The organism is Bacillus sp. sid0103 (genome assembly GCF_019219025.1).
Window position 1 is genome coordinate 365,056 of record NZ_JAHUWN010000001.1, and the last position, 25,515, is coordinate 390,570.

Genomic DNA, 25,515 nt, shown 5'->3' on the forward strand with positions numbered 1-25,515 from the left:
TTTCAACTATTCAAAACATATGATAAATTATATCAGTCTCATGAATTCAATTCTATATCCCTTTTATCCATTGATAATCTAAAATCGCTTAACGCTGTAACATTCTTAAGTTAATGTCGGTACATTGACCTTTTTTAAATGTGTTAAGGTACAAAAGCTGGCAAGAATGATGACGGCAAATAATAGGAATATATTAAATACCCCCACTTTAGATATGAGAATACCTGTTGTTAGAGCAGAAGTGATCTTAACAATAGATGCTAGAATTGTTCGAAGGCCAACTACTCGACCTATATATTCTTTTGTTGTATTAAGTTGTATGAGTGTTTGAGTAATAATTAGGTGGGACATCGTAAACAATCCAAGCATGAAAATTAACAGGACGGCAGTCGTTTCAAATTGGTTTACATATAAGAAAATCGATGCTACACACATTCCAGTCATTGTCATAATGATTGTTTTTTGTTTATATCTTTTCAAAAAGAAGGTGACCATCACTCCAGCAAGAATCCCTCCTACTGCGAACGAAATATCAAACAAGGAATAAAGGCCGCTTCCGCCTTTAAACTGTTTAGCGAGTGGTACCATAATCGTTGTTGTCATTTGAATACTAATGCTGTTTAAGATCGATAAGAATAACAGATATTTCAGTCCGCTCCTATTTTTAATAAATTCCCAACCTAATCGGAGTTCTAAAACATATTTTATCTGGATCTGTTTAACCTGTTTACGATTACATGGCTTAACAACATAATATAGAGCAGCGGCTAGAAAAAAGGTTAACGAATTAATTAAAAAACTCAACGCTATTGAAAACTGGATTAAGAAAACACCGGATATGGCTGAACCTACAATAAGTGCCCCTTCATTTAGTGAGGATGATTTAGAAATGACAAACGGTATGTCTTGGTCAGTGAAGGATTCCTTAATAAAGGATTGTTCTGCTGGTTTATAGACTGTATAACAAACAGCTAATAAGAATTGTAGAAAATAAACAATCAGCGGAGATTCAATCTCAAGAAAGATCAGCATTGACATGGTTAGTACGATAATGAAACGTAAGAAATCTGTCGTTAAAACAATAGATTTCGAATCGTGGTGGTCAACATACACTGAAATAAATGGTGTTAACAAAATACTTGGCAGATAATAAATCGCAATCATAAAACCAATGGAGAGTGCTTCCCCTGTCAAATGGTAAATGTACCACATGATCGTGATTTGCTGAATCCCATCCCCAAAATTACTAATCATTGAGCCGAATAAATATGGCAATTTATTATTTCTCTTCATAGAAACCCCTCCTTTTGCCTGCCCTCCTTATTTTATATCCGTTGTGTATCTACGAAAATGTCAAAATCTTAATGGTTTATGATAAGAATAGCTTATAAAATAATATTTGCCTGGTGATTTTCGCTCCAGGCTAAAGTATCAACAATAACCTTTAACACAGACAAAAAAATAGAAGATGCACAGGGCATCTTCTATTTTAGGTTATTTTTTTCGAATCGCGATGATGAGTGCAGCAAATGAAAGCAACGCAGCTAATCCCGATAAAACTAGTGATAAAGAATTGGATGTTTCTGCTTTCTTTTCTGTCATTTCTGATTGTGTTTTTTCAGTATTTTTTGTCTGAGTCTTATCATTATGTTCTGCCTTTTCGCTGCCATGGTGATCAGTAGTGGTAGCTGTTACAATATCGGTAATAGAATGCGGAGAGTCTGACCCTTCCGCCCCGGTCCACTCGACAATACTGCCATCCTTATAATATTGAAAGGCATCCCATGCAACTTTTGCTGCCTTTTTCGGGTTTTTTGCCACAAATACAAATTGTTGAAATTGTCCGCTTTGGATCCCTTCCCCGGTTGCTTCAAAGGTGAATGTTTTTACTTTACCACTCTCATCCTTTTCAGATGAATACGTCCAGCCCGGAACAGGCTGGTAGGACATAATTTCTACACCTGCTGGTGCTTTAACCGTTACTTTCGTGGTAGCTACATCTTTTTCAACTGGCACCTTTAAGGTATAGGTTTCCCATGCACCCGTTGAAGATGTTTTTGGCATTACTGTAACATGGGCACTTGCCATGCTTGCAAAGAAAAATAAGCTGATTACTGCTGGAATAAATATTTTTGAAATCCTGCTAATCACTTTTTTCATTGGTAACTCTCCTCATTTGTTATTGACTTCCTACTAAAACATTGAAGTCAGAATCGATACTTTCTAATGCTTTTGTTAGTGCATGTACATGTACGTTCCAGTTGCCAGCCATGCTGAAATGCAAACCCTTCACTGTGTACTTGCCATCAGCTGTTTTTGTTAAACTAACCGTTTCTTTTCCCATGTCCATTTCAAGCATGGCGAAAGTTAAATGTAATTGTTCAATATCTTTGATAGGCTTACCTGATTTATCTTTTAGCGTGACTTCAAATAAATTCACTCCAATGATATTGGGAGTTGCTCTTAGTGTAACTTGCACACCTTGATTCACTATTTTGGTTTCTTTAAATGGTCCCGGCGATTGGATAGCTGTTGGTAGATTGGTTAACACAACAGAAAGAATTAAGATCATCAGACCAATCAATAGTTCACCCTTTAAGGTTGCCCCAAGTCCCTTAGCGGTTCCCTTCTTTCCTTTCAAAAAATTCACAGCTGCAAGCAGTATCATCAGCACAAACAAGCAAATTTTATAAATTAATACCTGTCCATAGTTCGTTTGGACAAGCGCTGAAAGGTTTGGAATATATAAAAGACTGCCATATATTCCTGTAAAGGTTAACAGCAGGACGAGAATGCATCCCCATTTCGAGAAACTTTTTATCATTGTTAAATAATCTTGGTTGTTTTCCGAGTTATTCCGTATTGAAAGTAATCCGACAAAACCAATTAAACTGCCTATCCATATCGATCCCGCAAATAAATGGAGAAAATCCATTGCAATCGACATCAGGTTATTTGTTTGTGATGCAGCATGACTAGTCAATGCCTTTGTCAACAACAAACTGCTTCCTAGTAAAAAGCAAGCCCACCAAATGATTCGCTTCATTCTTTCTGACCTAACCATGAATAAGGTAAGTAGTGCAAGCGTTAATAGGATAGCAATTTGCATGAGCCAAGTACGACCAAAACTCGTGTTGGTTAAGATATTTTCAAATAATTGAAAGCTAAACACTTCACTCCACGAGAATCCAGATTCAATCGTGGCTTGTAATGGCAGACTTAACAGGATACTAAAGAATAACAGTATTAAACTTGCGCTTACCAGTTTGACTAACTTTTTGTCGATAGAGGCAAATTCCCTTATCCGTTTTGGCATAACTACCATATAAAAAAAGAGCAGCCCAACATAGCATGCATTACTAATATATTGAAGCCAACGAATGACAATCAAGTCTGCTTTGGGAATGTATCCACTTGTTTCCTTATGTAAAGAAGTTGAACCTACACCTTCATCACCAATTTGAAAAGGAATAACACCTTCAACAGGATGCCCATCACTTGAAACTACCTTCCATTTTATTCGGTAGGATCCATTTGGAAGGTTCTTTTGTAATCCGCTCTTTAGGATCGATGGCTGTTTTGGATCAATCCGCCCATTGTTTTGATCCACTCGTTTTCCATTTGAATCAAACACCTTGATCGAGTTAAAAGCTGGCTGTATGGATTCATCAAATCTTATCATTACTTCGGCAGGCGTCTTTTTTACTGTTTCATTTTCTAATGGAGTAGATTTTTTAATATAAGCGTGCGCCGAAGAAATGGACGGAAATAGAAATAGAAATAGAAACAGGGATAGGATCACTAGTAATGTACTGACTTTCTTTTTTGTTTGCATCTTCCACTCCCCTTATCACTTAGAAACGTTAAGGCAGTTCCTCCATTACCATTAAGTCGCAATTACGTTTCCACTGTCGATACTATAATAATGGTAAATAAAAACGATAACAATATCTTATCGGACAAACTTGTGAATAAATGTTGAACTTTCACATTAGTTGGTGAAAATTATCACTCAAATTTATCATTTCTGCTAATAATTTTTTAAAACAATAAGCCACTATTATCTAGTGGCTCACCAAGTAATTCAATTTATTCTTTTGTTGTCAGTACCCAACCTCGTCAAGGACATCACGGAATACATCATCCAAAATAGAGGTCATATCCTCTCTGGAGACTTTAAGAGCTTTCGTGTATTCTTCAAGCCGATTGATTTCTGTTTCTAAATAATCATTGATGGCAGTAACCTTTGGCTCAAGGTTTAGCTCATCACCACTTATCTTCCTCTCTAACAAGGTAAGGATTTCTTCCTTTAGCGGCCCCTCCTCAAGAAGTTCCTCTACTAGTGTTTGAAATTCAATCGGCGGGACGGTATTGTATCTTTCTATCCATAGACAAGCTAATACTGGCCTGAGGACGTAAAAGTACTTTTTAATTTTCACATGATCACCGCGAAGGTAATCGCGAAAATTTCCTTTTGCCATATTTAAGTAATGAAAAAGTGCGGATTGTGGCAAAAACACTTCATTTTGTATTGCTTTCATTTTATCTACTAAGGAAAAGGCTTGATAATAAACAATTCCCGAATGGAGCCACTCCATCAGCGGTGGATTGGATTTGCGAAATAACCTAAGAGCTTTTCGTAATTCCCAGCCATTTATATCTAAGAGATCATTAATGGGAATTTCAATCACCTCTCGTTTTTGGTCAATGCTCAAATACCAATCCTTTTTATGGACATAAATAAACCGGACATCATAATCACTGTCTTTGGAAGGAAAACCCCATGCTCTGCTGCCAGACTCAACTGCAAGACATATTTTTACCTCATATTGTTCTTCAATTTTTTTGAGTTCAGTTAGAATTTTTTCTTTCAAGGTTATTCACTCCTTAAACCCTGCCTTGACCAAAGCCGTGTACAATTGTAGCGATATTCACGATGTAAGTGTTGAGCTACTTGTCCACGCTTACCAGGCAGTAGTTTACCCTCAAAGATAGTAATAGGTACGATTTCTTGTATTGAATTGGTAACAAACATCTCATCGGCATCAAGGGCATGATCGATTGTATAGAGCCCCTCTTCTACTCTCAGATGATTTTTATTTGCCAATTCGATGATAAATTGACGTGTAATGCCATTTAATATCCCAGTATGGACAGAAGGAGTATACAAGACACTTCCTTTTACCCAAAAGATATTTGAAACAATCCCTTCTGCTAAATATCCTTCCTCATTTAGAAAAATCCCTTCTATATTAGCAGCATTTCCGATTTCTCTTTTTGCCAGGATATTATTCAGATAATGATGTGACTTAAGACGTTCACTTCCTTCGGGACTGTTTCGCCTTATCTCCAATAATACTGCCTTTTTTTCAGTTAATTCCCCAGCCTGAGGCAATGGTTTAGGTAAAAAAAGAATGGTTGGTTCAGTATATGGCTCCACTTGCAACCCAATTTCCCCTATGCCTGCCGAGACATTTAACCGTAGATAAGCATTGGTCAACCTGTTTAATTTCAATAATTCTTGAAGAATATTATTGGTTTCTTCCCGCCAAAAACGATATTGGATATTTAACGCCTCTAACCCTTGATTCAGACGATCTAAATGGTCATCTAGTAAGAATGCATGCCCGTCATACACTCGGAATGTTTCAAATAACCCCAGTCCATATAAAAAACCATGATCAAACGGAGAAATCTTCGCCTCTTCTTTTGATAAAAATTGTCCATTTACATTGATAAACATCATTAATGACCCTTTTGAATGACAGGATTTTTATAGTATTGGACGAAGTTGCGCAAAAGCTCTTTTCCCGAAGTAGTCAATATAGATTCTGGGTGAAACTGTACTCCTTCAATTGGTAAATCCTTATGACGAATGGCCATAATTTCACCTTCTTTTGTCCAGGCGGAAATCTCAAAGCATTCCGGCAATGTCTCTCGTTTGACTATTAATGAATGGTATCTTGTAGCAGGAAACGGGTTTGGCAATCCTTGAAAAATGGTCTTCCCGTCATGATACATATCAGAGGTTTTCCCGTGCATGAGCCTTTCTGCTCGAATAACCTCGCCATTAAAAGCCTGGGCAATTGCTTGCTGACCAAGGCAGACACCAAATATCGGGACTTTCCCTGCAAATGCTCTAATCGCATCCAAGCTGATTCCTGCTTCATTTGGACTACATGGTCCTGGAGACACCATTAAGAATTCAGGCTGCAACGCTGAAATCTCAGCAATCGACGTCTGATTATTGCGCTTGACCATTAATTCTTCTCCAAGTTCACCTAAGTATTGCACTAAGTTAAAGGTAAAAGAATCGTAGTTATCTATCATAAAGATCATTGCACATGCTCCTCTGCCATTTCTTTTGCTTTCCATAGTGCAGCTGCTTTTTTCATTGATTCTTTATACTCATGCTTTGGATTAGAATCAATAACGATACCTGCACCTGCCTGCACATGGGCCATCCCATCTTTCACAAGCATGGTTCGGATGATAATGTTTAATTCTAAATCACCGCTAAAATCAATCCATCCTAGAGAACCGGTGTACACTCCACGTTGGACAGGCTCAAGTTCCTCTATTATTTCCATTGTTCGAACTTTAGGGGCACCTGTTATCGTTCCGCCTGGAAAAACAGCGTCAATGATATCAAAACTTGATTTATCATCGGCCAGTTCTCCTCTAACATTAGAGACAATGTGCATGACATGAGAATATTTTTCAATGACCATAAATTCATTGACTTCAACCGTTCCATACTTACATACCCGTCCAAGGTCATTTCGTTCTAAATCCACCAGCATAACATGTTCGGCGCGCTCCTTTTCATTCTCGATTAATTCATTGGCAAGTGCGATATCTTCTTCGTGGTCCTTACCTCTTGAGCGAGTACCTGCGATTGGACGTGTACTTACTTCTAGGCCGTCTTTTTTCACGAGAAGTTCAGGAGACCCACTTACGAGTTGAAAATCTGCTGTATGTAGGTAACCCATATATGGTGAAGGATTTAAGGACCTTAATTGTTCATACACTTCTAATGCATCTATTTCAATTGGTTTTGATTGGCGGACGGCAAGGTTAACCTGAAACACATCGCCTTGTCCAATATATTGTTGAATCTTGTTAACAGCCTGAATAAATTCCTTTTCAGTCATTGAAACTTCTAGCTCATTTGGGTTTATTTCTCTAGTCTTATTGGCTTTTATCGAAGGGATGTGTTGAAGCCATCTTTCTTCCCAAACGGAAAGCTTCTCCTCTATCCCTTGATCATTTTCAGCTAAGAACAAAAGCCATAAAACCTCTTCTTTGTGGTCATAGACGAACGATTCTTTCATAATTAAAAAATAGATTTCCGGCATTTCTAAATCATCCAATGCTAAATCTGGAAGTGCTTCAATATATCGAGCATAATCATAGCTTATGTATCCAATTGCACCGCCTAGGAAACTAGGAAGACCTTCTATTTTATCAACATGATATTGACTCATATATTCCTGCAATAGATGCAGTGGATTACCTTCTTGTCGCTCAGTACCGTTTTTGTTTTGAAATTCTATTATATTGTTCTTTCCTTTGATAATCGTCTCAGGCTGAAAGGCAGCAATGCTGTAACGCCCCCCACGACCGCTTTCCAGTAGTACATGATGAGTACTATTTTCCGCTAATGCACGAAATTGACTGAAAAACCTTGAATAAGTAAAAGGAATTTTCTTACTGTATAAATGAAGCTGCTTCAACTAATTCACTCCTTAACTTTTCTCTTTTTTCATCATACTTGAAAAGGGTGTCAGGCACCACTCCATAATGTGGTGCCTGACACCCTAAAATTTTTCAACCGAAGACACTGCTGGAAATTTAATTTTTTCGATTATGAATAAAGGATTTATGAACTAGCTGTAGAAAAGGGTAATAAATTAGTAAATAATCGATTTTTTAAAGGGGGTTCATTTATGAAAAAGGAAACCATTCTAGTGGTTGAGGATGAAGAAAAGATTGCCCGGCTTCTTGAAATCGAGCTTGAATACGAAGGATATGTGGTCACGAAGGTAATGGATGGTCTTGAAGCATTTGAGGCCTACAAGAATAGTAAATGGGATTTAATCTTACTTGATGTCATGCTTCCAGGAATTAGCGGAATTGAACTGCTCAGGCGGATTCGGCTACATGACAAAAATACCCCCATTCTTTTGCTAACTGCAAAAGGCTCAGTAGAGGATAAGGTTTCTGGACTAGATTATGGGGCCAATGATTATATAACCAAGCCCTTTCAAATTGAAGAAGTATTAGCACGGGTTCGGGCTGCTTTAAGGGTTAGAGCTGTGGAACAACAATCCCCAAAGGACGAGGATTTTTTGACTTTCTCCGACTTAAAAGTCAATCCAAAAACCCGGGAAGTTTTCAGAGGGGAAGTAGCCATTGATCTGACCCCAAGAGAATTTGATTTACTAGTCTTTTTGATGTCCCATAAGCGGCAAGTGTTAAATAGAGACCAAATTTTAGGTGCCGTATGGGGCTATGACTTTTTTGGCGATACCAATGTTGTCGATGTATATATTCGCTATATCAGAAAGAAAATGGAACTGCCTAATACATCTGCATTAATACATACCGTTCGTGGGGTGGGGTATGTATTGAAGGAAGCAAAATGAAGCTGCGAAATAAAATAAATTTATATACTGTCGTGTTATTTGCCGCCCTCTTACTTGTTATGAACATTACGGTGTATTTCACCTTCAGTAAATTAATCCTAGATAGTGAGCTACACACCTCCAAAAAGGAAATGGAAAAAAACGCAAAAGACATCGGGAAATCACTCGGCACCATTCCAGAGGCCGAATTATTACGTTCTTATGTACCTATAAATGGAATGATTCAATTAGTCACATTTGATAACAATGCACCCTCCACTGTAACAAGCCCGACGGAGCAAAATTTAATCCGGCGAACGACAAAATTTTCTCAAAAGGAAGAAAGTAAATTCATTTCTTATCAAAAACGAGTCTATACCTTTGAATCAATGCCCATTATTTTACTAGATGGAAGTGTGGCCAACCTTCAAATCACAAAAAGTATTAAGTCGGCCAGTGATAACTTAAATGTCCTGCGACTTGTCTTAATTTTAGTAACCCTTCTTACCTTAATTCCAGTGGTTGTGTCCAGCCTCATTTTGAGTAAATTGATTACCAAACCTGTTACCTCAATGATCAAAACCATGAAAGACATTAGACAAAGCGGCCGCTTTAAGCGGATAGCTCTAGAAGGAAAATCTAAGGACGAACTTTTTCATATGGGCGAGACCTTTAATCACATGATTGATTTGCTTGAAACGAATTACGAGAAACAAAAACAGTTTGTTTCAAATGCATCCCACGAATTTAAAACCCCATTAACCATTATTGAAAGCTATGCAAGCCTTTTAAAAAGACGAGGCCTATCTGAACCAGAGCTCTTTGCTGAATCAATCGAAGCCATTCATTCTGAGGCCGTTCGCATGAAAGACATGACAGAACAACTGTTAATGCTTGCAAAGCATCATGAACAGTGGAATGTCGTAAAGGCCCCACTTAAACTCAGAGCTTTTGTCCAGCAAACTGTAAAATCCTTTCAAAGTGCATATAATAGAGAAATTCAATTTCAGCAGGATAACTGGACTGAAATATCAGTCAGCACAGATGAAAAAAAACTAAAGCAACTGTTGTTTATATTTCTTGATAATGCCCGAAAGTATAGTGATGAAACCATTTCAGTTATCTTAGGTGTGGTACATGGTGAGGCTTTTATTAGTGTAGTTGATACAGGAATTGGCATTCATCATGATGAGCTGTCGAAGGTGTTTGATCGTTTTTATCGTGTTGATAAAGCTAGAAATAGAAAAAAAGGCGGTTCAGGGCTAGGCTTATCATTAGCAAAGGAAATTGCAGATGCCATTGATATCAAAATGACACTTGAAAGTGAAGAGGGAGTTGGAACCACGTCAACTCTTTTTTTTAAAACTAAGCTTTATTAAAGGTCATTGGTGAATTTTTACTATATTGATTGGAGCGGAGGGCGCGAGATCCTCGAAATTGCAATCGCATTTCCTTCGTGCGGTGTCCTGCGGGAATACGGGGCAGAAGAGACCCCACAGGCGCATAAGCACCGAGGAGACTCCTCTCAACGCCCGCGAACCGCACGCGCATGGAGTGCAAATCAACAGGCAACTTTAACACAGCCAAAAACTAATAAAAATTAATCCTTTTCTCATCATTTTCTAATTTTCATATTAGAAAATATAATTAGTTTAGTGTGGTGAGGTGAAAAAATGAAGAAAAAGACATGGCTTTGGCTTTTAATAAGCTTTCTTTTCTTGATAACTGTTTTTTATATTAATTGGCAGAAGTTTGGTATTAGTAATGCTTCGGCTGATATTTTATCCAAACAGGAAGCGCAAAATCTTGTTCGCGAACGTTATCAAGGGAAAATTAACCAAATAAAGCTAGCCGACGGTCAATATCATATCGAGTTTGAGAAACAGGATCATTTTTATCGTATTAAGCTTGATGCCGTAAGTGGAAAAGTTTTATCGTTTACCCAAACCGGGACCAAGTCTCCTCCTCTTAATCCGCCGCCTGTCCCAACACTCTCAGAGGAAGAAATAATAAAAATCATTTTAAGTGCAGCAGATGGAACCCTTACTTCTCTTGAAAAAATAGTAAACGGTGATCAGACGATTTACAAGGCTGAGGTGAAAAAAGGGAATAAACAAACTTCGCTCACAGTAGATGCAAGTACTGGTAAAATCCTTTCATCAAACTCAACGACTATCAAGGAGTCTTCTAAGAAACTGACAGAGGCAGAGGCTAAGAAGATTGCACAGAAGCAAGTTAGTGGTTCTGTGGATCATATCTGGTTGGAATCAAACGGGAAAGCAACATACTACCTTGTTAAAATTAAAACCAATGATAATCGAGAAGCAATTGTGCAAATCCATGCTATAACAGGCAATGTGATGTCTGTTAGCTGGGATGATCATGGTAATGATGATAGTGAGAAAAATGATGATTCTAAGAAGCGCAGCACAGATGATGATAAAAATGATGATAATTCTAAGAATCGAAGCAAGGATGACAAAAAAGAAGATGATGATTAAGGGGAATCTGAGAACGCACTTCTCTCACAATCATTCTCATTAGATTCTAATCTTTTTCCCCCTTTTGCTTTAATCTTCACTGGATATTATGTAAGTGTAGGAAGCAAAAACAAAGGAGGAATTAATAATGAAAAATAAACTTTTTGTCGGTGCTTTATCTGGGTTACTCATCTTGGGCGGTGCCGTTGCAGTGGGAGCTTCAAAAAATGATACTCGTGCTGAGGATTCTATCCACCAGGAAGATAAAAAAATAAGTACAAATGCTACTAATAAGGAACAAGGACAAACAAATATTCAAGTGGAAACTGATGATAATATTAGTACACAAGTATCTAATCCTAATTTTATTACTGAGGAGAAGGCAATAGAGATCGCAGTTGGTGAAGTAAACGGAACAGTGATTGAGATCGAGCAAGAATTAGAACACGGTAGAATGGAATATAAAATCGAGCTGAACACGAACACTGGTGAAGCTGAGGTGAGAATCGATGCTGAAACGGGAAAAGTAGTCAGAGTTGAGCACGATGATGACAAAGATACAAATCGCAATGATGATACGAAGTCCGATGACGGCGCTCACCAAAACAGACACAGCGGCGATGATGATAACAAAGCTGATGACGGCGCTCATCAAAACAGACACAGCGGCGATGATGATAACAAAGCTGATGACAGCGCTCATCAAAACAGACACAGCGGCGATGATGATAACAAAGCTGACGACGGCGCTCATCAAAACAGACACAGCGGTAATGATGATAACAAAGCTGACGACGGCGCTCATCAAAACAGACACAGCGGCGATGATGATAACAAAGCTGACGACGATACAAACTAAAAGAGATCAAAGAAATATGGATCAAAAGCTACTTAATTACGACCACGAAGCCCATCCAATATTATTGGCTTCGTGGTTATTTTTCTTTCTGCAAAAAATCCAAACTCTTTTTCGTAACATTCATGAAAACAGAAAGAAGCCCATCCAATTTTGGATAGGCTTCTTTTAAAAAATAATCGGATCTCGTTAGTAAATGAATTAAGAAATCTTTTTTAGCTCTTCTGTTAATTTTAGGAATAATTCCTTATTCCCATATTGTAATGTGTGGTCGATTTCCTTGCGGATTTTCTCCCTTCTAAACTCTAGCAGGGCATGATTTAGAAACATTTCTGCAACATCAGCATCTGTATTCTCATCCGAATGTTGTGGTGAATTAAGTAATTTCTTTTCCATGGAAATCAACTCCTTACGTTTTTTCTAATTATACAGCGAGTTTTCTAAAAATTCAAACACTTTATTTAAAAAAAGAAAAAAAATTTCACAAAAACTTCAAAATAGTAAATTGAGGGGTTTTTGCAGTGTCTTGGTGGTGTCAGGCACCACAAAAAGACACTTGTCCGCCTACTGCGGACAAAGTGGTTTTTAGTGGATTTGACTTTCAAATAAGGTGTTTCGCTGGTTGAATTTGGTGATGAGTTTAAGTAAGATGCCATTGGCAATGAGTAAACCTACCCCAATTAAGAATAAGGTTAGTGAGCTTAGGAAGAAGAAGCCACTAACTTGACTGATAATTAGACCGACTACCGGTAAAACCATAATACCGCCAAATTGCTGAGCTTCTTGAAACGATTTTACTCTGGCGGAAACTAATACAATCAATACGATACTAAAGATCACTAATGCAGGGATAACCCAAAACATTAAAAGTAACCAGGTTGAATCTAAATATAGAATTTCATTAAAAACTCGAAAAGAAATTAGGTTGACAATAACAGCGTTAAGTATAAATGCCACAAAAGTAATGATGATCGTAGGAACAAAGGAAGCAATCACCTTGCCTAAAAATAATTCAGTTATAGAAATCGGAGCGAACAATAATGTTTCTAAAGTATTTCTTTCCTTCTCGCCCGCAAAACTATTGGAAGAAGTGACAAAACTATTGATGATAGCGGTCATTAAGAAAAACGGGATCATCATAAAATTTAAGAAGTAATAAGCAGACTTGTACCCCATTGTCGGTAAGGCAGCAAGAGTATTTCTTAACTCCTCATCTGGAAAGTTTTTAATTATCGCATTGATTGGTTTTTCTAAATCCTTTGAGGATTGCCCGAGTAATTCTGTATTTAGACCAACGTATGCAAATATTGCCGGTAAGAGAATACAAAGCAATAATGGAAGGATGATCATTGGAACCCATACCTTTTTGGACGAAAAAGTGGTCTTTATATCTTTTTGAGCGATGAAAACAATAATGTTCTTATTCATTCTTTTCACCTCTTATCTTAAAATATAACGACTCTAGACTTCGGTTCGTAATTTCACACGAGTGAAGCCATGATTCACTCAAAATTCCCTTCAGTAAAAATGGAATTTCATTTTTTGATGGAAGGGTGAATTCGATCATGTGCAGAGCTTTTCTAAGGTAAGTAAAACCCATGTATGTCTTTGGGTCGTTTGGCATTAATCCGGTTTCAACCAATAAGGTAACCTCTGTTAAATATTTTTCCTCTAGTTCACTTCTTGTTCCCTTTTCGATGATTTGTCCACCCTTAATAAATAGGAAGGAATCACATATTGTCTCCAGCTGATGCAAGACATGTGAACAGATAATAATCGTGACTTTTTCATCCTTATTTATTTTTTTCAAGTAATGCATCACATCGTTAATCCCCTCAGGATCTAAACCGTTTGTCGGCTCATCAAGAAACAAAAGTTTAGGTTTATGGAGCAAAGCCTTGGCCAGGGTAATTCTTTTTTTCATCCCAGTCGAAAACGTACCAACCAATTGATCCTTTTTCTCAATCATTTCAAATTGCTCCAGAAGATGAGTAATTCGTTTCGGGTCATATGCGTTATAAATCTTAGAAAAAAAGACTAGATTGTCCCAAGCACTCATGTCATGATACAAAGCAGCACTCTCCGTGACAATTCCAGCCTGCTTTCTGATTTCATCACCTTGTGTTTGCGGGTCATATTCCAATACCAGCATCTTTCCGCTCGTCGCATTAATTACCCCATTTAACAAACGAATCATCGTTGTCTTCCCAGCCCCATTTGGTCCAAGCAGACCAATAATACTCCCTTCATTAATCGTAAAAGAAACATCCTTTAAAATAGCACGTCCATTAAATGCCTTTTCCACATGAAATGCTTCAATAATTGTCAATCTTAATTCCCCCTAATTTTTTGGTGTCAGGCACCGCAAAAAGATACTTTCTCTATTTGTCCACGACGGATGGACACCTCACCAAAATTAACCAGTTTTATTAAATTTTATCAGATTTTAGAAGGGCTGTATGTACTAGTATTTTAGAAAATTTTTTTATAGCTCCAAATTATGTTCTTGATTTTTGGCAAGATTTTTTGTGTATGTGCTGACTTTTAGGGAACATTATACTCATCTATTTTATTAATGGAGCAGGTGAGAGATATTGATGGAACAAACTGTCTTAGCAGGTCATCAACCAGTCAATAACATTAATGTTTATTATGAGTTTTATCCCAATCAAACATCTGAAAAAACGTTTGTTTTATTACATGGCTTTCTTTCTTCCACCTTCACCTTTCGGCATCTAATTTCATTATTGAAAAAAGAGTACCAGGTTTTATCTATTGATCTCCCCCCATTTGGAAAAAGTGCTAAATGTAATCGTTATGAATATTCCTACAAGAATTTAGCCCAAACAGTAATTAAACTTACAGAAAGTTTAGGATTAAAAAAGATGACTTTCATTGGTCATTCCATGGGTGGACAAATTGTTTTGAATATCTTGCATATGATGCCAGAGCTTGCGGACAAAGCTATTCTTCTCTGCAGCTCTGCTTATCTCAAACGATCTAAAATGCCCTTAATCATCACAAGTTACCTACCCTATTTCCATCTTTTTGTGAAATATTGGTTTGCACGGACTGGAGTAAAGAAGAATCTTCAGGACGCACTGTATAATCACACCATCATTAATGATGAAATGATTAATGGGTACCTACAACCATTTTTATCGGATGAAATTTTCGTTGCACTTACAAGGATGATTCGTGATCGTGAAGGAGATTTGCCTGTTGAGATCCTTAACCAAATAAAAACGCCTTGCTTATTACTATGGGGGGATCATGATAAATCGATGCCACTTACTATAGGTGAGCAATTAAATAAGGATTTGGCCAACTCTAAGTTAATTGTATTAAAAGATTCTGGACACGCCCTTCCTGAAGAACGTCCTAGTGAAGTATTTGAATATATCAAAGGGTTTATTGATAATTACAAAACGGCAGCTGAAGCATAGCCGCCGTTTTGTTTTTTTAAATGAACAGATCTGGTTTAACATTAGTTCGTCTTTTGTACGAGAAACAGATACGAAAGAACTGCTCCCCCACCTGCGCACGCGATCACAAATCCCATCGGTATGGCGGTATTTTCTCCTCCTAAACCTACAAGCGGTGCCACAATCCCTCCAAATGAGAGTGACATTACACCTAAAAGTGCAGAGGCACTGCCTGCGGACTTACCTTGTTTTTGCATGGCAAGGGAAAATCCTGCCGTATTCACTATACCTACACTTGCTACCACAAAAAATAACGGCACCAATACTATTAATAAGTCAGCATTTAACAGCAAAAGGAGGAGTAAAACGATTCCGCCCAAAAAAGACAAACCGATTCCAAAAACAAACAGTCTTGATTCGTGTATTCGTCCCGCCAATCGGCCTGTTGTTTGACTGGCAATCATGATGCCTAAACCATTTATTGCAAAAATGAGGCTAAACATTTGTGCTGACCCACCATATATATTTTGCACCACAAATGGTGACCCAGAAATATAAGCAAACATAGCAGCAAACACCAATCCCTGTACTAAAGCATAGCCGATGAAACTGCGGTCTAAAATCAGATTTTTAAAGGTAAAAAACGTATTCTTGAGCCCTCCCGAAGCCCTTTTTTCATGAGAGAGTGTCTCAGGTAATCCAAAAAATACAACCAAGAACATCACCAAACCAATGATACTTAAGACGATAAATATTCCTTGCCATGGGACGATTTTCAAGAACTGTGCTCCCACCACAGGTGCGAGAATCGGGGCCAATCCATTAACCAATGCAAGTAATGCAAAGAACTTTGTTAATTCTGAACCCGAATATAAATCTCGCACAATTGCACGTGAAATAACTATTCCAGCAGAACCTGCAAAACCTTGTAACAAACGTAAGATAATAAATGCCCAAATCGAGGGACTAAAGGCACATAATAGTGAAACCACGAAATAAGTAATTAATCCAATAAGTAACGGCTTTCGGCGTCCATAAACATCGCTGAGCGGGCCAGCAAACAACTGCCCTGAAGCCAATCCGAACAAGAAAAACGTTAAACTAAACTGAACCAGCGATGGATTGGAATGAAAGTCCTTGGCAAGCTCAGGAAGAGCCGGTAAATACATATCAATCGACAAGGGTCCAAAGGCAGCTAACGTCCCAAGAATTACTGCCATCCATAACCGTTGGGAACGTGAAATTCCCTTACTACTAACCATCATGTCATTTATCGGTTCACCCATTAAAACGATCATTCCCTTTCTGTAATAAACTACGTAAATTTGCTGTCAATACTAGTTAACTACATTTTTCAGATAAATAAAACTTTTTTGGCGTACGAAAATTGATAATCAAAAAAAGAGTGCATTAACGGTGCCTGACACCGCTAATGCACTCTTTATTTAAACCAGCCTTTTTCTTTGGATTGGGTAATTGCCTCGATACGGTTTTTTACTTCCAGTTTGTCGAGGATAATGGAGATGTAGTTACGGACGGTGCCTGCTTTGATACTAAGTTCCTCAGCAATTTCTTTGGTATTTTTGCCATCTGCAACGAGTTCCAATACTTCCTTTTCCCTATCCGTTAATGGATTTTCTTCACCATACACATCATCCATTAGTTCTGGTGCATAAATTCGTCTTCCTGACATTACACTGCGGATGGAACTAGCCAACTCTTCACTAGGACTGTCTTTTAACAAATAGCCGTTCACACCAGCCTTCAACGCCCGCTGAAAATAACCAGTTCTGGCAAAAGTGGTTAATATGATTACTTTACAGCCTAGACCCTTCAACTCTTCTGCTGCCTCCAAACCGCTCTTTCCAGGCATTTCGATATCCATGATACAGACATCGGGCTTGAATTTCTTGACGAGTGTCACAGCTTCTTCTCCATTTGATGCCTTTCCGACCACTTCCATATCTTCTTCCAAATTAAGAAGTGAACCAAAGGCGCCTAAAAGCATCTGCTGGTCTTCAGCAATCACAATTTTAATCATTTTGCTCCTCCTTTTCCATCCTTGGTTTAACATCATTTGGTACTTTTATAATTAATGTTGTTCCTTCTTTTGTTAAAATTTCAAGACTGCCATTAATAAATTCCAAGCGCTCTTTCATACCAATCAGCCCATGACCTTCTTGCAGGGTATCTTTCTCTCCCTTATAAACCCCATCATCACGAATGGTCAAAACCAATTCTTGGATCGATTGTTTAATCGCAATGAAACAAGACTTCGCTCCACTGTGTTTGACAACATTATTTACAGCTTCTTTCATACACATGCTTAAAATATTCTCCGTTAACAGTGTTACTTTTGCGGGAGTAAAATCGCCTTCACTGTGGAAATTAATTTCTGCAGCATTTAGGATTTGTTCTACTCGGACAATTTCATCCCTCAAGCGGATTCCCCGCATCGATGATACCATCTTTCGTACTTCACTTAATGCAGTTCGTGCTGTTTGCTGAACATCCTTTAGTTCATTTCGTGCTTGCTCCGGATCCTTAGCAATTAACTTTCGTGCCAAATCTGATTTCAACCCAATAAGTGAGAGCTTTTGTCCCAGGGTATCATGAAGGTCCCGGGCAATTCTTTGCCTCTCTTCAATTTTAACTAACTCAGAAATCCGTTTGTTTGCATCCAATAATTTTTCTTCCAGTTGCCCTCTTTCCTTCTTGTTATGGATGCTAAACGGGAGAAGGATTACACTAATCCAAATGATAATGACAAAAGGCAGCTGCTGTAGAAATAATTTTTCTTGCGTGACGATACTGAAGTTAATGGAAACAGACGTACTAAACAAATGAATAAAATACAACGTTAAAAAGGCGATTCTTTCTTTAATATTGCCGATAAAATAAGCAAGAAAAAAGGCAAAATAAACATAGTTGAAAAGACTATTCGCGGTAATAGAAATACCAATTAGGATCAATGTCCATAAATAAACGGGCCACCCTCTCGAAATAAACGCAATTCGGTAAAGAATAAAGAATAGTAATGTGAGTAAAATTCCCACTACAATTTCAATCGTTGAGGATGATTGAAAAATAAAATAAAACGGTAAAATGCATAGAATCGTCCAAATATACGGGGCAATCCCATTATTTTTTTGAAATGTTAAATACTTTTTTATCATGAAAGAAACCTCATTTTCCCTTAACATCCTTTATCCTTCTATCATAACTCAGGAGCTCAGTAATTGTACTCCATACACCACTCATTTTAACTAAAAATTTTGTCTCTTTAAAGCCAATACTTTTTTTCAGACAAGTGATTCCATATATGTGGTTTACACTCATATGTAATATTTTCCCACAAATAAAGATATAATAAAACAATCATAATTTTATTCATGTTTACACCATTCAAATATTGGAAATAACAGTTGTTATCAAACAACTAGGAGGAATGAATGTTGAGTAAAATGTTCAAAAGTGACTCCGGTATTCCTTATTTGCGGCTTGGTCAAGGTGAGCCATTAGTATTTATTCACGGGCTTGGTGAAGTAAAGGAGGGTTGGGAAAATCAGTTTGAGTTTGCGAGTCAGTATGACTTAATTATTCCTGATTTACGTGGACATGGAGAGTACATTTCACCGGGAGAGATTTCCATAAAAAACTTTGCATTTGATGTAATTAGTCTATTAGAAGAGTTGGGAATTAAAAGCGCACACATATGCGGGTTATCTATGGGGGGAATGGTTGCGCAAGAAATTTATCGTCAGGCTCCGGAGATGTGTCAATCTCTGATGCTAGTGAGCACTTTCCATTATGCTCCTAAACAGCTCGGTAAACTTTTTATAAAGTACCGGAAAGCCAGTGCAGAAAATAAATCTCCTCAGGCAATCGCAGAAAGGTCTGCGAAGGTTTGTCTCTATTCTTGGAGCAAGGAAAATATCGAAACCTTCTACAAATTTTACAAACCAAACAAGGAATTCTTTTTTAAATCCATGGAGGCTTGTCTAAAAGTAAATAATTTAACCTTACTTCCTAAAATTAAAGTACCCACCTTAATTATTGGCGGGCAGTATGATTCGGTTATTCCAGTTTGGGTACAATTCTTAATGCATAAACAAATTCGTCACTCTGAATTTGTCATTTTCAGGAACACAGGACATATCGCCAAATTAGAGGCAAAGGATGAATTCAACCAGGTTCTGCGAACATTCTTGAACAAACATAAAACGGCAAGTTAGGAGAGGAAGGATCACCCTTCCTCTTCCCTCATTGCTATAATCCTTGTACCAAACTTTTTCCCAATCATTTAAGCAGTGGGATTTGAGCGTCCTGCAGCCCATTGATCAACAATACCTGCAAATAATCCAGATAACGCAAGGCCAACATGCCCTGTTTCTACGCAAAGATATGTTTTATCTTCACTAGACACTAAATCCATAATGGGTTTACTTTGCTCTTCTAAAACTAAATTGTCTCTTGAGCCAGAGATAACAAATAGATTGGCACGAATATTTTTTAAATCCACCTGTTTATTCCCAACGATTAATTCACCTTTAACCAACTTGTTCCCTTTAATTAAATCATTCGCTAATTGTTTATAGGCTTCTCCTGTAAAAGGAACTTGATCAAGTGTCCATTTATTCATTCGACGCCACTTTTCTACATAACGATGATCATGGGCACGATTCAAGAGCATGGTATAATTTGTGAAATAAATTGGTGCTCCAACGGCTCTAAACATCATTTCCACATATTTAGGCGGTACAACCCCATAAACATCAAGAAAATGATCAATATTAAAATCTCCTTGTTTGAAACCTTCAGCCCATTTTTCTGGCCCAACAAACGTAGTAAAATCAATTGGTACAGTGGCTACAATTATATTTTTTATTGGTTCGTCCGCAATTGATGCGTAGATTGAGGCAATCGTTCCGCCTAAACAATAGCCAACTAGTGTAATTTCATCCGCTCCAGAATGGCGAATAGCCCGCTTAACAGCCGTTTTTAAGTATTTCTCGATATAGGTGTCGAGACCAATTTTTTTGTCTTCATAGCCTGGTGTACCCCAATCCAATAAATACACTTCATAACCCATCTCATTAAGGTTCTTAATCACACTTTTCTTTTGGTCAATATCTAAAATGTATGGTTTATTAAAAAGTGAATACACGAAAAATAAAGGAATTTCATACTTTTTCTGTTTGGCTGGATAATGCCAGAGGACTGATTTATTTTTTCTCCATACTTCATTCCTAGGAGTTTGACCAACCTTGGGTTCAGGTTCTGATAAGATCTTAAATACATTTTCCCAGCGGTCCATTTCTTTTTGATAATCAAATTCGGAAATTAACCCTTTCAAAGGTGCTTCAGTTGCCAAGGTCACCCCTCCTTTTCAATATTATTTCGATGTCCCTGATCCTGCTAGTTCTCGTTTTGTGTCTTGGTCCTTTTTTTCAATTAGACCCTTTAATGATTCAACTTCTTCTTTAATGCTTGTTAATTTCAATATCTCAAACTTCATTTCTTGTATTTCTGCATGTAATTCCTTTGTATCTAGTTGCTCTTTTTTCGTTTTTATTAACTCCGTTTTCAGCTGCTTCGTTAATTTAATGATTTCTTTAGAAATTTCCACAACACTCTCTATTTCTTTGTTTTGCGAATTCAGGGAGTCCTGTAAATCCCAGATTTGTTCCTCAAGAGCCTCAATTTTTTCCTCAGCTTGAACCGTTAAAGTTGCAACGTTTGCTATATCATTTTTAGTTGGTAAATTTAATACACTAGCAAGTGCTTCCTGATTCTTTTTAAAAGCCTCTAGATAACGCGAATTAATCTCCGTTCCTGTATTGGACATTTTCACAAAATCTTTGTTATTCGTCCAAAGATAGATAAAATCATTGATTTGTTTTTCCCATAAAAGACTAAGCTTATGAAAGGATTCAAATGGATCGTAAGGTTTTTTACCCGACATTACTTCCACTCCTATTATGATATTATTTAGATTGCTCCGTTACATTCTTCATATAACTTTGAAAAGGCAGCATAGCAGTTTTCACTTGCTTCGCAAACATACTCACAAATACTTTTTGATTTTCATATAATACACTGCTCGTTTTCTTAACACTCTCAATATATTTTTCTCTGCCATTTTTTCGATAAGCGATATATTGTTCAACGGTTTCTACATATTTATCGAGTGCATCCAATTGTCCAGTGATTAATGCTTGAGCTGGAGTAAATAATAAATGAGCTGTTTTATTCTGAATGTCCTCTACTACTCTGTTAATTTCTTCATATGATTTAACAGGAAAGAAATTCTGTAGTGGAGTTGTTGTCACTAGTAATTCTTCTCTTGCCGTCTTCTCCCACTCTTTCAGCTCCAACCCAAATTGTGCTGCAATTGTTGCCGCATTATCTTGATTTTGTTTAAGCTTGTCCACGTAATTCTTAACAGCATCCAATAAACGTGCATCACGTTTATTGAAGCGCTCTTTCCATGCATCCAATTCATTAAATCCTAACTTCCAGAGAAGGTCTAAGCTTGAAGGATCCTTTTCCTCGCCAACCACAGCTTCTTGATTTTCAACTTCTACGACAGTTTCATTTTTTTTCGTCATCGTTTTTCTCCTCCAAATTCGAATGATCTGTATCAAATAATTTTTTTAAGTCTACTAATTCTAATTCTAAGTTTTTTAGTTTCGAATCGTGGAATTCATGGGCTTCCATCTCCAATACTGCCTGCAGGGCTTCCCAGGATTCCCGAATCATTTTGAACTTAGTTTGATTCTCTTGCTGTCTTTTGGACATCTTATAGATGGATTCATCCAAAAGATCTAATTTTTCCTCATAATCTACGATTCTTACAGAAATAGCACTTATTTCATCTTTATTCGCAAGGTCAAATTTTTTTAGCCATCTCGTCGTTAACCTCTTACGAATACTTAATTGCTTCAGGTGTGCTTCCATTGCTCTCCCAAAAGCGATCGTAAAGTTTCTGTTATTGGTGCAGGCATGGATTCTTTTATTCATTTCTGCTTCAAGCTTTTTATAGAAAGCATCTGAGTCTCGATGTGTGAACTCCATGTGCATCCCTCTTAACTAACTGGTCAGTATCTTTTATTTTACTGTACACCGGCAGTTGTGCCGCCGTCAACAACTAGTACATGGCCGTATACATAATTAGAAGCATCTGAAGCTAAGAAAAGTGCTGGGCCTTTCATATCATTATCGGACCCAAAGCGTCCTGCAGGTGTTCGTTCGAGAATTTTTTCACCTGAGTAATCTAGAATCGCATTTGCCATTTTAGTAGGGAAAAACCCTGGAGCGATGGCATTGACATGGACATTATATGGAGCCAGTTTCACAGCTAAATCCTTCGTTAAGGTAATGACTGCACCTTTACTTGCGGAATAACCAATCGCATCCATCACCAATGGGTCTTGCCCTCCGATACCTGCAATGGAGGCAATATTAATAATCTTACCGGATTTTTGCTCGACCATTATTTTCCCAACAGCTTGAGAAAATAAGAAAACGGCCTTTAGGTTGATATCCATTACTTTATCCCATTTATCTTCAGGCATTTCTAAAGCAGGTGCACCCCAGCTGGTACCACTGTTATTAACCAATATATCGATCCGGCCAAATTCTCGCATGGTTTCATCGACAACAGACTGGATATCGTTTCGATTGGCTACATCACATTTCAGGGCAAGGGCTCGAACCCCTTTTTCCTGCAAGGCTTCTGTCAATTGGTGGCAGGCATCTAGATTTCTTGAGCACACGACCACATTTGCCCCAGCTTCTGCATAGGCGACCGCAATTTGCTGGCCTAAGCCTCTTCCTCCGCCGGTAATAATGGCTGTTTTGCCTTTTAAACTAAAAATCTCTTGAATATTCACGGTTTTCCCCCTCTCTATTAAGCTTCTACTTTTAATTTTTCTTGATCTCTTAATACGCGTCGAAGTAGTTTTCCAACTGAAGATTTAGGCAAATCAGTACGTATTTCTACTTCTTTTGGCGCCTTATATGGGGCAAGGTTTTCTTTCCCAAACTGTTTGATATCCTCTTCTGTAATGGCATATCCATCTTTCAATTTCACAAATGCCTTTACTGTTTCCCCACGATAGGCATCCGGAACTCCAATAACAAGCACCTCTTCGATTCCTTCGAGTTTATAAAGCACATCCTCGATTTCACTAGGATATACATTGTATCCGCTCGCAATGATCATATCCTTTTTCCGGTCTACGATATAAAAGTATCCGTCTTCATCCATTTTTGCGATATCTCCTGTAAACAGCCAGCCGTCTTTTATTACTTCGGCCGTATCTTCTGGGCGGTTCCAATACCCTTTCATGACCTGTGGACCTTGGATTATTAACTCGCCTTCTTCTCCAACAGGTGTATCGATATACCCATCCGGGGTCTGATGGACAATTCTGGCAATTGTACTTTGGACCGGTATTCCAACACTGCCATATTTCCTCGGTACAAATGGCGGGCTAAAGATGGCTGTTGGTGCTGTTTCAGAAAGGCCATACCCATCCAGTAACCTTGCACCTGTTTTCTTTTCAAACATTTTTACTTGTTCTACGGGTAGTGGCGCACCACCGCTGCTTAAGTAATACATTTCATTAAAACTACATTTATCTAAATCTGGCTGGCTATTTAATGCAAAATACATGGTTGGAACCGCTGACATTTGGAACGGCTTTTCACGGTTAATCGTATCCATTACCTCTTTAACATCAAAACGCGGTAAGACGATTTGATTAGCCCCTTCCCTAATTCCACATAGCGCCACACTAGATAATCCATACACATGGAACATTGGCAGGACAGTAATCATTTTTAAGTTTTCCGGTTTATTATCACAAGCATTATAGGCAAAATCACAAACTTGGTTGAAATTGGCAAGTAAGTTACGATGAGTGAGCATGACACCTTTAGATACACCTGTTGTCCCACCAGTATATTGTAAAAGGGCTACGTCCTCATATTGGTCAATCTCGACCTCTGGGATAGTTACGTCCCCATGTAAAAATTCATCAAAATAATGGTCGCCAGCAGCAAGATCGACTCTCGTCCCACCGAAACTTACTACGATAACCTTTTTTAAGGATGTATTGGATTGCAATTCTTTTATTTTTGGATAAAATGCATCGAATGCGACTATGTATTCAGAGCCAGAATCATTTAAAACGTGTTCTATTTCTCTTTCTACATACATTGGATTAACTTGAACAGCTATTCCACCTAGTCGAAAAGTACCGAATAGCGTGAAAATGTAATGAGGGGAATTAGGAAGCATTATAGACAGACGGTCACCCTTAGTAAATCCTGCCCTATGTAGGGCTGCAGCAAATTTGTCGGTGATCAGTTTTGTATCATTATAGGTCCAAACTTTTCCGTAAAAGGTGAATGCAGGATTACTATTATATCGTTTAACTGAACCATGTAAAAAATCATAAAGTGAATTGTGCTCAATGTTTACATGCTCATTAATTCTTGGATCATAAATTTTTAACCACGGTTTTTGCTGATAAACCATTACTACGAGCCTCCTCAAGATTTTTAAAGTCTAATAGTAAATATTCCATTTAAAAATAGCTGCAAATGCTTCGAAGTGGTCATCAATAATCATTAATTAGAATATTAATATAGTTATGATTATTGTAGTAAAATAGAAATTTGTAAACCTTCCTCTTTCGACAAATTTCTACAAAAATCACTATCTATTGGATAAAACGAAAACAAACCTTTATACATCAAGTGACAGTTTTCAAAAAATTTACACAATTATGTAAATATTGACGAAAATTGTCGGAATATTTTTTCACTCCCCTTACAACGGAATGGTGTAATTTGTAAATAACAACCGAAAAAACCATTCATCCCCCCACTTCCAAAAGATCCATAAACAAAGAAATTAGTATTCTCCTATAATATTTTTCAGTGCAATTCTTGGCGCCATTTTTGGTGTCATTTTTGGTGTCAGGCACCGAAGAAAGACACTTGTCCATACAGAGAGAACACGAGAACATAGTTTCTTTATATTATTCTGAATTTTGTAAAAATTAATACTTTACAAATTGTAGAAAGCCCTTATATGATATATAGCAAATAGGAGG

General features: G+C 37.6%; 25 protein-coding genes. 6 read left to right on the plus strand and 19 right to left on the minus strand.

Annotation, left to right across the window (positions count from 1 at the left end; genetic code table 11):
* Positions 1-105: 105 nt before the first annotated feature.
* From KW850_RS01805 to pabB, 7 genes are all read right to left on the minus strand, one after another.
* The gene (locus KW850_RS01805) at positions 106-1,293 is read right to left on the minus strand and encodes an MFS transporter (protein WP_218345858.1); all 1,188 of its coding nucleotides are present in this window, start codon (positions 1,291-1,293) and stop codon (positions 106-108) included.
* 201 nt (positions 1,294-1,494) lie between these two features.
* The gene (locus KW850_RS01810) at positions 1,495-2,160 is read right to left on the minus strand and encodes a YcnI family copper-binding membrane protein (RefSeq protein WP_218345859.1); all 666 of its coding nucleotides are present in this window, start codon (positions 2,158-2,160) and stop codon (positions 1,495-1,497) included.
* Positions 2,161-2,179: 19 nt separating this feature from the next.
* Entirely contained in the window at positions 2,180-3,835 is a 1,656-nt protein-coding gene (locus KW850_RS01815; protein WP_218345860.1) for a copper resistance CopC/CopD family protein, read from the minus strand.
* Positions 3,836-4,103: 268 nt separating this feature from the next.
* Positions 4,104-4,874, minus strand: a complete 771-nt coding sequence (locus tag KW850_RS01820) for a nucleotidyltransferase domain-containing protein (RefSeq protein ID WP_218345861.1) — start codon at positions 4,872-4,874, stop codon at positions 4,104-4,106.
* 2 nt (positions 4,875-4,876) lie between these two features.
* Positions 4,877-5,743: an aminodeoxychorismate lyase gene (pabC, locus tag KW850_RS01825; protein ID WP_218345937.1), complete on the minus strand. Its 867-nt coding sequence runs from the start codon at positions 5,741-5,743 to the stop codon at positions 4,877-4,879.
* Between the two features lie 2 nt (positions 5,744-5,745).
* Positions 5,746-6,339, minus strand: a complete 594-nt coding sequence (gene pabA, locus KW850_RS01830; protein WP_218345862.1) for an aminodeoxychorismate/anthranilate synthase component II — start codon at positions 6,337-6,339, stop codon at positions 5,746-5,748.
* On the minus strand, positions 6,336-7,736 hold the full coding sequence (gene pabB / locus KW850_RS01835) for an aminodeoxychorismate synthase, component I (RefSeq protein WP_218345863.1): 1,401 nt from the start codon (positions 7,734-7,736) through the stop codon (positions 6,336-6,338). Before pabB ends, pabA begins: the two co-directional genes overlap by 4 nt.
* Positions 7,737-7,949: 213 nt before the next feature.
* On the opposite strand from pabB, the gene KW850_RS01840 reads away from it, so the two are divergent.
* The 4 genes from KW850_RS01840 (at position 7,950) to KW850_RS01855 (ending at position 11,966) form a co-directional block, all read left to right on the plus strand.
* Positions 7,950-8,648: a response regulator transcription factor gene (locus KW850_RS01840; protein WP_218345864.1), complete on the plus strand. Its 699-nt coding sequence runs from the start codon at positions 7,950-7,952 to the stop codon at positions 8,646-8,648.
* Entirely contained in the window at positions 8,645-10,006 is a 1,362-nt protein-coding gene (locus KW850_RS01845) for a HAMP domain-containing sensor histidine kinase (protein WP_218345865.1), read from the plus strand. Before KW850_RS01840 ends, KW850_RS01845 begins: the two co-directional genes overlap by 4 nt.
* A gap of 294 nt (positions 10,007-10,300) precedes the next feature.
* Positions 10,301-11,128 carry a PepSY domain-containing protein gene (locus KW850_RS01850; RefSeq protein ID WP_218345866.1) on the plus strand — a complete coding sequence of 276 codons (828 nt, stop codon included), beginning with the start codon at positions 10,301-10,303 and terminating at the stop codon, positions 11,126-11,128.
* A 127-nt stretch (positions 11,129-11,255) separates the two neighbouring features.
* The gene (locus KW850_RS01855) at positions 11,256-11,966 is read left to right on the plus strand and encodes a PepSY domain-containing protein (RefSeq protein WP_218345867.1); all 711 of its coding nucleotides are present in this window, start codon (positions 11,256-11,258) and stop codon (positions 11,964-11,966) included.
* Between the two features lie 198 nt (positions 11,967-12,164).
* On the opposite strand, the gene KW850_RS01860 is transcribed toward KW850_RS01855, so the two are convergent.
* The 3 genes from KW850_RS01860 to KW850_RS01870 form a co-directional block, all read right to left on the minus strand.
* Positions 12,165-12,359, minus strand: coding sequence for an IDEAL domain-containing protein (locus KW850_RS01860; protein ID WP_218345868.1), 195 nt, complete (start codon positions 12,357-12,359; stop codon positions 12,165-12,167).
* Between the two features lie 189 nt (positions 12,360-12,548).
* Positions 12,549-13,391: an ABC transporter permease subunit gene (locus KW850_RS01865; RefSeq protein ID WP_218345869.1), complete on the minus strand. Its 843-nt coding sequence runs from the start codon at positions 13,389-13,391 to the stop codon at positions 12,549-12,551.
* On the minus strand, positions 13,384-14,292 hold the full coding sequence (locus KW850_RS01870) for an ABC transporter ATP-binding protein (RefSeq protein WP_218345870.1): 909 nt from the start codon (positions 14,290-14,292) through the stop codon (positions 13,384-13,386). The genes KW850_RS01865 and KW850_RS01870 overlap by 8 nt, the downstream gene beginning before the upstream one ends.
* Positions 14,293-14,560: 268 nt before the next feature.
* Between KW850_RS01870 and KW850_RS01875 the strand changes: the two genes are divergently transcribed.
* Positions 14,561-15,409 (plus strand): alpha/beta fold hydrolase, encoded by an 849-nt coding sequence (locus KW850_RS01875; RefSeq protein WP_218345871.1) that lies wholly within the window; start codon positions 14,561-14,563, stop codon positions 15,407-15,409.
* Between the two features lie 41 nt (positions 15,410-15,450).
* Here the strand turns inward: KW850_RS01875 and KW850_RS01880 are convergent, their stop codons facing one another.
* From KW850_RS01880 to KW850_RS01890, 3 genes are all read right to left on the minus strand, one after another.
* A complete protein-coding gene (locus KW850_RS01880) occupies positions 15,451-16,674 on the minus strand; it encodes a multidrug effflux MFS transporter (protein WP_218345872.1) in 1,224 nt (407 codons plus the stop codon).
* 155 nt (positions 16,675-16,829) lie between these two features.
* A complete protein-coding gene (locus tag KW850_RS01885) occupies positions 16,830-17,429 on the minus strand; it encodes a response regulator transcription factor (RefSeq protein WP_218345873.1) in 600 nt (199 codons plus the stop codon).
* Entirely contained in the window at positions 17,422-18,564 is a 1,143-nt protein-coding gene (locus KW850_RS01890; protein ID WP_218345874.1) for a sensor histidine kinase, read from the minus strand. Before KW850_RS01890 ends, KW850_RS01885 begins: the two co-directional genes overlap by 8 nt.
* A 276-nt stretch (positions 18,565-18,840) precedes the next feature.
* Between KW850_RS01890 and KW850_RS01895 the strand changes: the two genes are divergently transcribed.
* Positions 18,841-19,623, plus strand: a complete 783-nt coding sequence (locus KW850_RS01895) for an alpha/beta fold hydrolase (protein ID WP_256358017.1) — start codon at positions 18,841-18,843, stop codon at positions 19,621-19,623.
* 68 nt (positions 19,624-19,691) lie between these two features.
* Here the strand turns inward: KW850_RS01895 and KW850_RS01900 are convergent, their stop codons facing one another.
* The 6 genes from KW850_RS01900 to KW850_RS01925 are packed head-to-tail and all read right to left on the minus strand — an operon-like array spanning position 19,692 to position 24,935.
* The gene (locus KW850_RS01900) at positions 19,692-20,762 is read right to left on the minus strand and encodes an alpha/beta fold hydrolase (RefSeq protein ID WP_218345876.1); all 1,071 of its coding nucleotides are present in this window, start codon (positions 20,760-20,762) and stop codon (positions 19,692-19,694) included.
* Positions 20,763-20,783: 21 nt separating this feature from the next.
* Entirely contained in the window at positions 20,784-21,353 is a 570-nt protein-coding gene (locus KW850_RS01905; protein WP_218345877.1) for a polyhydroxyalkanoate biosynthesis repressor PhaR, read from the minus strand.
* Positions 21,354-21,375: 22 nt separating this feature from the next.
* Positions 21,376-21,999: a hypothetical protein gene (locus KW850_RS01910; protein WP_218345878.1), complete on the minus strand. Its 624-nt coding sequence runs from the start codon at positions 21,997-21,999 to the stop codon at positions 21,376-21,378.
* Positions 21,983-22,465, minus strand: a complete 483-nt coding sequence (locus KW850_RS01915) for a hypothetical protein (protein ID WP_218345879.1) — start codon at positions 22,463-22,465, stop codon at positions 21,983-21,985. Before KW850_RS01915 ends, KW850_RS01910 begins: the two co-directional genes overlap by 17 nt.
* A 38-nt stretch (positions 22,466-22,503) precedes the next feature.
* Positions 22,504-23,283, minus strand: a complete 780-nt coding sequence (locus KW850_RS01920) for an SDR family oxidoreductase (RefSeq protein WP_218345880.1) — start codon at positions 23,281-23,283, stop codon at positions 22,504-22,506.
* Between the two features lie 17 nt (positions 23,284-23,300).
* The gene (locus KW850_RS01925; protein WP_218345881.1) at positions 23,301-24,935 is read right to left on the minus strand and encodes a long-chain-fatty-acid--CoA ligase; all 1,635 of its coding nucleotides are present in this window, start codon (positions 24,933-24,935) and stop codon (positions 23,301-23,303) included.
* Positions 24,936-25,515: the final 580 nt, after the last annotated feature.

Coding starts and splice junctions, on each gene's coding strand:
- KW850_RS01810 (WP_218345859.1), bottom strand. CDS start 2,160: ATGAAAAAAGTGATTAGCAGGATTTCAAAAATATTTATTCCAGCAGTA.
- KW850_RS01905 (WP_218345877.1), bottom strand. CDS start 21,353: ATGTCGGGTAAAAAACCTTACGATCCATTTGAATCCTTTCATAAGCTT.
- KW850_RS01865 (WP_218345869.1), bottom strand. CDS start 13,391: ATGAATAAGAACATTATTGTTTTCATCGCTCAAAAAGATATAAAGACC.
- KW850_RS01895 (WP_256358017.1), top strand. CDS start 18,841: ATGTTGAGTAAAATGTTCAAAAGTGACTCCGGTATTCCTTATTTGCGG.
- KW850_RS01850 (WP_218345866.1), top strand. CDS start 10,301: ATGAAGAAAAAGACATGGCTTTGGCTTTTAATAAGCTTTCTTTTCTTG.
- KW850_RS01910 (WP_218345878.1), bottom strand. CDS start 21,999: ATGACGAAAAAAAATGAAACTGTCGTAGAAGTTGAAAATCAAGAAGCT.
- KW850_RS01885 (WP_218345873.1), bottom strand. CDS start 17,429: ATGATTAAAATTGTGATTGCTGAAGACCAGCAGATGCTTTTAGGCGCC.
- KW850_RS01815 (WP_218345860.1), bottom strand. CDS start 3,835: ATGCAAACAAAAAAGAAAGTCAGTACATTACTAGTGATCCTATCCCTG.
- KW850_RS01890 (WP_218345874.1), bottom strand. CDS start 18,564: ATGATAAAAAAGTATTTAACATTTCAAAAAAATAATGGGATTGCCCCG.
- KW850_RS01875 (WP_218345871.1), top strand. CDS start 14,561: ATGGAACAAACTGTCTTAGCAGGTCATCAACCAGTCAATAACATTAAT.
- KW850_RS01855 (WP_218345867.1), top strand. CDS start 11,256: ATGAAAAATAAACTTTTTGTCGGTGCTTTATCTGGGTTACTCATCTTG.
- pabC (WP_218345937.1), bottom strand. CDS start 5,743: ATGTTTATCAATGTAAATGGACAATTTTTATCAAAAGAAGAGGCGAAG.
- KW850_RS01925 (WP_218345881.1), bottom strand. CDS start 24,935: ATGGTTTATCAGCAAAAACCGTGGTTAAAAATTTATGATCCAAGAATT.
- KW850_RS01805 (WP_218345858.1), bottom strand. CDS start 1,293: ATGAAGAGAAATAATAAATTGCCATATTTATTCGGCTCAATGATTAGT.
- KW850_RS01880 (WP_218345872.1), bottom strand. CDS start 16,674: ATGGGTGAACCGATAAATGACATGATGGTTAGTAGTAAGGGAATTTCA.
- KW850_RS01860 (WP_218345868.1), bottom strand. CDS start 12,359: ATGGAAAAGAAATTACTTAATTCACCACAACATTCGGATGAGAATACA.
- KW850_RS01915 (WP_218345879.1), bottom strand. CDS start 22,465: ATGGAGTTCACACATCGAGACTCAGATGCTTTCTATAAAAAGCTTGAA.
- KW850_RS01845 (WP_218345865.1), top strand. CDS start 8,645: ATGAAGCTGCGAAATAAAATAAATTTATATACTGTCGTGTTATTTGCC.
- KW850_RS01840 (WP_218345864.1), top strand. CDS start 7,950: ATGAAAAAGGAAACCATTCTAGTGGTTGAGGATGAAGAAAAGATTGCC.
- pabA (WP_218345862.1), bottom strand. CDS start 6,339: ATGATCTTTATGATAGATAACTACGATTCTTTTACCTTTAACTTAGTG.